This window comes from Methanobrevibacter sp. (assembly GCF_045126245.1).
GTDB lineage: Archaea > Methanobacteriota > Methanobacteria > Methanobacteriales > Methanobacteriaceae > Methanocatella.
Genome location: NZ_JBGVOG010000099.1, coordinates 26,253 through 33,907, shown reverse-complemented (window position 1 = coordinate 33,907; position 7,655 = coordinate 26,253). Strand labels below are relative to the sequence as shown.

At 33.1% G+C, this 7,655-nt stretch carries 11 protein-coding genes; 1 reads left to right on the top strand and 10 read right to left on the bottom strand.

Features of this window, described 5'->3' with window-relative positions; all coding sequences use genetic code 11:
- Window positions 1–153: 153 nt before the first annotated feature.
- The 7 genes from ACJMLZ_RS07440 to hdrC all read right to left on the bottom strand — a co-directional run bounded on the left by ACJMLZ_RS07440 (window position 154) and on the right by hdrC (window position 5,129).
- The gene (locus ACJMLZ_RS07440) at window positions 154–546 is read right to left on the bottom strand and encodes a CBS domain-containing protein (RefSeq protein ID WP_405304995.1); all 393 of its coding nucleotides are present in this window, start codon (window positions 544–546) and stop codon (window positions 154–156) included.
- Window positions 524–1,435 (bottom strand): 2-phosphoglycerate kinase, encoded by a 912-nt coding sequence (locus ACJMLZ_RS07435; protein ID WP_405304994.1) that lies wholly within the window; start codon window positions 1,433–1,435, stop codon window positions 524–526. The genes ACJMLZ_RS07440 and ACJMLZ_RS07435 overlap by 23 nt, the downstream gene beginning before the upstream one ends.
- Window positions 1,436–1,542: 107 nt before the next feature.
- Complete coding sequence (locus ACJMLZ_RS07430; RefSeq protein ID WP_405304993.1) at window positions 1,543–2,232, bottom strand: metallophosphoesterase; 690 nt, start codon at window positions 2,230–2,232, stop codon at window positions 1,543–1,545.
- Window positions 2,233–2,242: 10 nt separating this feature from the next.
- Window positions 2,243–2,770, bottom strand: a complete 528-nt coding sequence (locus ACJMLZ_RS07425; RefSeq protein WP_405304992.1) for a DUF2096 domain-containing protein — start codon at window positions 2,768–2,770, stop codon at window positions 2,243–2,245.
- Window positions 2,767–3,033 carry a DUF749 domain-containing protein gene (locus ACJMLZ_RS07420; protein WP_405304991.1) on the bottom strand — a complete coding sequence of 89 codons (267 nt, stop codon included), beginning with the start codon at window positions 3,031–3,033 and terminating at the stop codon, window positions 2,767–2,769. The genes ACJMLZ_RS07425 and ACJMLZ_RS07420 overlap by 4 nt, the downstream gene beginning before the upstream one ends.
- Before the next feature lie 194 nt (window positions 3,034–3,227).
- The gene (hdrB, locus tag ACJMLZ_RS07415; RefSeq protein ID WP_405304990.1) at window positions 3,228–4,115 is read right to left on the bottom strand and encodes a CoB--CoM heterodisulfide reductase subunit B; all 888 of its coding nucleotides are present in this window, start codon (window positions 4,113–4,115) and stop codon (window positions 3,228–3,230) included.
- Between the two features lie 21 nt (window positions 4,116–4,136).
- On the bottom strand, window positions 4,137–5,129 hold the full coding sequence (gene hdrC, locus ACJMLZ_RS07410; RefSeq protein ID WP_405304989.1) for a CoB--CoM heterodisulfide reductase subunit C: 993 nt from the start codon (window positions 5,127–5,129) through the stop codon (window positions 4,137–4,139).
- A 184-nt stretch (window positions 5,130–5,313) separates the two neighbouring features.
- Here hdrC and ACJMLZ_RS07405 point away from each other — a divergent pair, with 184 nt between their 5' ends.
- Window positions 5,314–6,057, top strand: coding sequence for an archaeosine tRNA-ribosyltransferase (locus ACJMLZ_RS07405; RefSeq protein WP_405304988.1), 744 nt, complete (start codon window positions 5,314–5,316; stop codon window positions 6,055–6,057).
- Here the strand turns inward: ACJMLZ_RS07405 and ACJMLZ_RS07400 are convergent.
- The 3 genes from ACJMLZ_RS07400 to ACJMLZ_RS07390 all read right to left on the bottom strand — a co-directional run bounded on the left by ACJMLZ_RS07400 (window position 6,049) and on the right by ACJMLZ_RS07390 (window position 7,645).
- The gene (locus ACJMLZ_RS07400; protein WP_405304987.1) at window positions 6,049–6,471 is read right to left on the bottom strand and encodes a PsbP-related protein; all 423 of its coding nucleotides are present in this window, start codon (window positions 6,469–6,471) and stop codon (window positions 6,049–6,051) included. The two genes, ACJMLZ_RS07405 and ACJMLZ_RS07400, sit on opposite strands and share 9 nt — an antisense overlap.
- Before the next feature lie 3 nt (window positions 6,472–6,474).
- Window positions 6,475–7,389, bottom strand: a complete 915-nt coding sequence (locus ACJMLZ_RS07395; protein ID WP_405304986.1) for a hypothetical protein — start codon at window positions 7,387–7,389, stop codon at window positions 6,475–6,477.
- Between the two features lie 100 nt (window positions 7,390–7,489).
- Window positions 7,490–7,645 carry a hypothetical protein gene (locus ACJMLZ_RS07390; protein ID WP_292821764.1) on the bottom strand — a complete coding sequence of 52 codons (156 nt, stop codon included), beginning with the start codon at window positions 7,643–7,645 and terminating at the stop codon, window positions 7,490–7,492.
- Window positions 7,646–7,655 lie beyond the last annotated feature (10 nt).

Sequence of the window (7,655 nt, the reverse complement as noted above, 5' to 3'; positions counted from 1 at the left end):
TTAATATTATATAAATGTTAGTAAAAATACGCCTTAGACCGCAAAAGGGTTGAATGGAAAAAATAAAAAAAAGATTTTCTAGAAAAATAAGTTATTATAGTAACTATCTAAAAACTTCTAAAAAAACAATTAAATAAATAAAAATGAGATATATTAAAATATCTCTTGAATAATATCCCCGTCGGATATGATTCCAACCAATTTAGAATCTTCAACAACTGGAAGCTGATTCAAAATGCCTGAAGAAGAAACACCTTCTTTCATTGCTTTAATGGCATCTTCAATGCTGTCTTCAGGTGAAACCGTAATGACCGGCTTAATCATAATTTCATTTACACTAGTTCCCAATTCATATTTGTCAAGAATCAGATTATGGCCTACATCGGTTGCAGTGATAATCCCAACCAGTTCCTCATCATCCACAACAGGAAGTGAACTTATTTTATGTTTCATCAGCTTTTCAAAAGCATAAATGACATCAGTATCTGAAGTAGTGGTAATTACATCAGTAGTCATTATTTCTTTAACTTTTTTGTTTAACATCATCAATTCCTCCAAATTTCTCCAAAACATCATTTACCATGATATCTATAGTTTCATTAAAATCCACATTATTAATAATGTGTGCATCATGAATTTTAGCTTGCTCCACTAAAAACTTTTGAGTTTTCCTAATGGTATCAAAGTTATCCATATATCTCTCAAGAGACCTTTTTACCCAGGGTTGACGGCATCTTGAATAAAATCTCTGTTTATGTGATTCCTCATCATCAACAGTCAATGTGAAAACTATAATATTATTATTCTCCATCAAGTCCTTCCTTATAAATCCGGGCACTATATGAACACCCTCTATAATTGTACTTATACCTTCCTTGGCGGATCTTTCAATGATTGCCTCAATACCGACATTTACAACATCCACATGACTGACAAATCCTTCAATGACAGAATCTATCCTGATAGATGGAGTTCTGATACTTTCATGAGCATCAAAACTTGATTTGTGAATAACAGGACTTAATTCTTTTGAAACAATCTTACGCATTACTTCACGAATCATGTCTGTTCCTATGATATTCTTTAATCTTAATCTGTTTGCAAGTTCAAATGCCATGGAAGATGTACCAACACCAGAGGCCCCTCCAATTAGAATAATCAAAGGTTTTTTTGAGATTCTAAGAGACCTCCAATTTTTATATTTTTTTGCGATTTTGGGGTCGATTCCTTCAAGGTGATTTAAGACCACATCTGCTAAATCAGAACTTGATATTTCAACGATATTGCTTTTAATCAATTCATTTTCAATATCTCCAGCGATATCATGAGCCCTTTCTGTTCCAATATCCGCAACATTCAGCGAACGAGACATTATCCCTTTTGAAAATGGCTCTTTATACTTCTTACCATCAACATCTCCTACAACCCAAATCATAGTAATCCCATTAGATAAATAATATGGTTAAATATTGTATGTTATTGTTAAATAAAATTTGTTATTTGATTTTTAAAAAAAAGAAAAATAGAATGAATAAAAAAAAATTATTCATCTAATGATATGAGGCTTATATCATAATTAGCGCCGTCTTTAATATCAATTAGAACAGCACCATTATCTTTAAGCATTCCCGGATTTGCTACATCAGTAGTTTTTCCAATTTTACTAATTGACCTAGCTTCATGAATATGGCCGCAAAGATTAATTTCAGGTTCAAATTCATGAATTGACTTTTGAATTCCTGAACTTCCCACATGCTCTCCATTTGCAACCCTGTCCGCGTCAGTGTTGAAAGGTGGTGCATGAGTAACCAATATTTTTACTTTAGGAACTTCAGAGTTGTAGACATAATCATAATTAGCCAACAAATCATAGACAGCAGCATAAATTTTGTCATCATCCATTTCACCGGGAGTATCGAATGGAGTAGGATTAGATCCTCCGAATCCAAATAATATTGCATCTCCATAAGCTATAATATTGTTGTGAAGACAGAATGAAACCTCATTTATTGCATTGCAAATTCCAGTAGGGTCACAATTACCCGGAATTGCTATTACATCAACCCCACAATCAGCCACCTTATTAATAAAGGTGCCGACGAATTCTAAAGGTCCGAAGTTAGTAATATCTCCCAAAATTAAAACCAAATCAATCTCATTATTATTTAAATATGTATATAAATTTTCGTTTTCTTCTCCGTGAACATCACTGATAGCTAAGATTTTAGTCATATAATCACCATCATTCTTCTAAAAAGAAAGATCCCATTTCTTTTAACCCTACCTGAAGGTCAGGCTTATCTCCATGCAATTCAATAGTAACATCATCATCAAATTCAATTATGAGACCATTCCATTCAGCAATTTCCTGAACTCTTTCTTCCGCCAAAGGAACTTTTAAATTAATTCTTCCTGTAGTTAATCCAGGAGGAGTATTTACAAGAAATGTTGACCTTGATTTCGGAAATTCAAATACTTCCTCTCCCCTCATGACTTTTTTTAGTAATTCAAGCCATTCATCAACATAATCCTCTCCTTCTTGCTCAGCTATAGTTAAGAGAGTTCCTTGAATAGTATTTAAAGACATTTCAGCTTTCGCCAAACCATTAATCAAATCAGGATGGGAAGGATCTCTTTTGTATGAACTTATTGTAGACCTAATTAATCCCATCTCAGGGTTAATTCCGCCAGGCATCTCATATCCTTTTTTATTTAAGTCTGTAATGAGATGATGGAGAACTAACCAATTCTGTTCAGAGGGTAAACTCATAAATGTCCACCTATGATTTTTAAAGTAGTATGATTAATTTTAGCGTCAGCATCTTTTAATTCATTTTCAATTTCACTAATATTTTGATAGGAATCCAAGAATAAAACATGATGTGTTGAAGTGCCTGCAATGTTTAAAATTGCGAGTTCATCACTTGGTTTCAATTCTCTTTTTTCAATAGTTGCTTTAAATTGAACATATGGTTCATATTCTTCTGGAAGGTCAGAATATTTAAATATTCCATCTAATGTTGCTAAAAACATAATTACACCTCATATATTATTTTAATTAATTTTTTCTTAATACTCCTATATAAAAGTACTTACGAATTATTCGCATATATTCAAACAAAAAAATTTGTTCATAAAAAAAAAGGTTATCTAGTGATAACCAGTACCGAAATGTGTTTTCAGTGCCTAAAAAAGAAAAAATAAAAAGGATTAAAAATCCTTTAAATCTATTCACCTAATGCTTTTTTGATAGCAGGAGTTGCATCAATTTTTTGAGCATCGAAGGTTAATTCTTCAGCTGATAATCCCATAGCTAATCCGTATAATTGAGCTAAGTGGAATACAGGAAGTGCAAAGTCAGTACCGTATTTTTCGTTTACTTCAGTTTGACCTTGGTCAAATTGTAAGTGACAGAATGGACATACGTTAACGATTGCATCTACGCCAGCTTCAGTCATGTGATCAAGTTTTTCTTTGGTGAAACTAGTAGTTACATCAAGGTCTCTGGATCTTAAACCTCCACCTGCACCACAGCACATCATTTTGTCTTTGTAGTCTACAGATTTAGCACCTGTAATTTCTACAAGGTCATCTAAAATAGATGGGTTTTCTGCGTTATCTTCAATACCGATAGTTTCGGTAGGTTTTAAGAAGTGGCATCCGTAGTGAACAGCAACATTTAAGTCTAAAGGTTTTTCAATTAATGAAGCTAATTTTTCAAATCCTACATCATCTCTTAAGATTTGAGCAAAGTGTTTTACGTTGGTAGTACCTTTGAATTCTCTGCCGATTTCAGCTAAGTTAGCGTTAATTTTAGCTTTTTTATCTTCATCTTCTTTTAACATGTGGTTACATTCGAATAATGAACCGAAACATCCGTTACATTCGGTCATGATGTCAGCACCAAGGTCTTCAGCAAGAGTTAAGTTACGAGCTGCAATAGTAGCCCAAGTTTCTTCATCAAAAGAACCGAATACACCAGGAGCAGGACAACAAGATGCTCCTTCCATGTCTTTTAATTCAATATCTAATGCTTCGAATAATTTTCTGGTAGCTTTTTCAACACCAGGATAACGGTTGTTCATGATACAACCTAAGAAGTATGCAATTTCCATATTATAACTCTCCTAATTAATTTATTCTTTTAATCCGCCGGTTGCTTCATCGTAACCGATTAATTCATCAAATCCAGTAAGTTTACAAATTTTTTGTACTTCTTCTAATGCTTCAGGGAAAGCGTGAGTAGTTGGTGGAATTTCTGGAAGACCAATTTTAGCTCTTAAAGCTTTGGTAGCATCGTTGATTGGTACACCGTGACCGGTATTCATTACAAATACACCAGTCATTTTGTGAGGTTTTGCCATGTATCCTGCGTGAGCAGCGATGTTACGTGCTTTTTTGATAATTTCCACAATTTTTACGCTTCTGAGACATCTTTCTTGGCAGGTGTAACAGGTAGTACACATCCATAAAGCATCATCAGAAATAACTTCTTCTTTTAATCCTAATAAACATTTTCTGACAATTTGTCTTACTTTGTATGGAGTTCTTCTTCCTGAAGGACAACTTCCACTACAGGTACCACATTGGAAACAGTGTTTTACGGTTTCGATTCCAGCATCGATAAACTCAGCAGTGAAATCTGGGTCACGATTACTATCATTTAATAATTCTTTATCAGTTAATAAAGTCATATTATCTCCTTTTGTATCTTTATTTGATTTTTCTTCAACTTTTTGTTTAACATCTTCTTCAATGATTTCAACAGCTTCTTCAACTTTTTCTTTGATCTCATGAAGTTTTTCAACTTTTTCTTCTAAAGGTTTTTCCTCGAATTCATGAAGTTTTTCAACTTTTTCTTCTAAAGGAGTCTCCTTTATAGCATGAAGTTCCTCAACAACTTCTTCTTTTAAAGTTTGGATGTCAGTTTTATCATCTGCAGGTTCTTCTTTTACTGGTTCTTCTTTAGGAACAGTAGTTTTAGTACCAGAGACGACATCATCATTTACAATTTGTGAAGATGTAACTTCGACATCATCAGATGTGCTTGTAACATCAGTTTTGATGTCTTCTACTTCAGTATCATTTTCTCCTTTGAATAGAGTTTTAAGACGATTTAATATAGACATTGAAAACACACCTCGGATAATCATAGGATTATTTCCTCAAATCCATAATAATATTCTTTAAAAGAACATATATAAAGGTTACTAAATTTTTTGATTGTGTAATCCAAATGATTACACTCAATAAAAAATTTTTATAAACCTAAAATAATAAATGGTATAATATAGCTAATTAGGAAAGAAGCAAATGATAAAAAAATTCGAAATTAAATCACACGACGGACCTGGAAGAATCGGAAAACTCGACGGAAACTTGACCCCGAAAATATTTTATAAAAATGAATTGAAAATTGCTCCAAGCGAAGGATCTGCATATAATATAGACAGGGAAATTGCTGAGTTTAATGTTAAAGAGACATTGAGACTGGCTAAGGAACATGTTGATGATGCAGACATTGCAGTGATTCAGGGTTCAAAGTATATCGATTTAAGAATTGAATGCATGAAACAGCTTGAGGAAATCGGTTATAATGGATTCATTATAGCCAATGGAGATGCTTTATTGACCAATCCAAAAGAGTTAGTCGAAATCGTTGTTTCACTTAAAAAAGAAGCTCAAAAAAGTAGTTACTTCATATTTTCATTTGCAGAACTTTCATTTATGCCTATTTTAACATATATGGGAATAGACGGATTTTTAGCCGATTCAACAAACTATTATAGTCATTTAAACGTATTGCAGACACCAACAAAAGCATATGACTTAAACCAATACCCCATTTATGAAAACATCACACAAAAAGAGTTAGAACAAAAGAATGTGGAAAATATGGAATTTGTTATAAAGGAAATCCATGCCCACATGAAAAATAATTCCTTGAGGAATTTAGTGGAAGAGCGCTCAGGAACAATACCCCAAAATGTCTCAACCCTAAAAATTCTTGACAGGACACAAATGGACTATCTGCTTGAGTACACCCAATTATTTTAGAATCCTGAATGATTCAATAATATTTTTAAATTGTCTTTCAGCCTCACCGGAAACATCCAATGTCCTCAATTCAAAAATGAAAATGTCTCCCTTTTCAATGAAGACATATGTATGAATATCAAAGTTGATTTCGGGAGTATCCATATTTGCATGCAGCTTTATTGCATCCATGCCTGCAATTTGGACAAAATCAGATGAAATTATTACACCGCCATCATCTGAAATGGCATCTTCCATGAATATTTTATAATCATCAAGATTGGTTGCGGTTGGAAACATTACTGCATTAATCAGATTATCCTGACCTTTAGATAGAGTGGCAATACAGTCGGGATTGGTCAGGATATCGGCTTTTTCAACTTCCCATTCATCTGGATATTCAAAAGTAATCTTGCCTGTGTTGAAAGTGCGCATAAACTAATCCTCTTCTTTTGATGCAACATCAATCGTTTCGGGAGCTTCATCAATTGTGTCAATATATTTTGAGAATGGTTCCGGAAGCTTAGGCATTACTTCCTTTAAAATCTCAGCAGCATCAAGCTCCAAAGCCTGTCCTGAAAGCAACTGTTGAACGTCAAAGTCAAAGTCAAAAGGTTTGAGCAAATCGTCTGTAGGCACCCTCAAGTTAATCTTATGCTTATTTAATATCATTTTAAGAGTGCTTGTGTTTCTGATTTGTTCATTCATGTCTTCAACAGTGCTTTTTATATCATATGCTATAGCTTTATTCTTCTCATTGACGTCATGTTTGGATTTTTCAATGGATTTCTCCAAATCCTTTACAAGCAATGCGTTTCTTCTGTTGATATTGTCACGGGCTTCATCGATTACAACATTGATGGCATTTAAAATTGATTTGTTGAGTTCAACATTATATGCCAAAATCATTTTATTTTTATAGTCAAGTTCCTTAAAAATAGCTACCCTTTCATCATCTATTCTAGTAATTTTTTTGTTTAACTCGTGAATTTCATCCTTAGCCTTTAGGAGTTCTTCCTTATCTGTCAATTGTTCCTTTAGAGAATCAACATCATCAAAAAATGAGCCTTTAAGAGTTTGTATTTGATCCTGCAATACGGCGATTTCATCATCCTTTTCTTGGATTGTCCTATTAAACTCTTCAATTTTTTCTTCGGAAAACTGATTATTGACCAAGTCCTCATAGTCTTTTTGCGCAAGAACTTTAACCAGGTCATTGTCCTCAAATTGATCTTCTTTTTTAAGGCTGACCTGCTTTTGTTGAGACTCTTTTTCTACAGTATTTCCATCTTTATCTTTACTAGTGTACTTTTTTGTATAAACTCTAACAGTACGAAATTCATCACTTTCCATTTAAAACACCACTCTATATTAATAAATAGATTAGTTTAATTTAAATAGTTAATTATTTATCGATACTAAAAAAAGAAAAAAAGAAAAAAAATAATTTTAATCATTTATCTTCATTTTCAATCCACAACAACATTGCCTCTTCAATAGCTCTCGAATACCATCCAGTCTTGAACAGCATCTTGGAGGAGGCCAATCTGCGAAAATTCAAGTCGATGTCATTATTGATGCTGATTGTAACGCGCTTGTTTTTAGACATAGAAATAGAT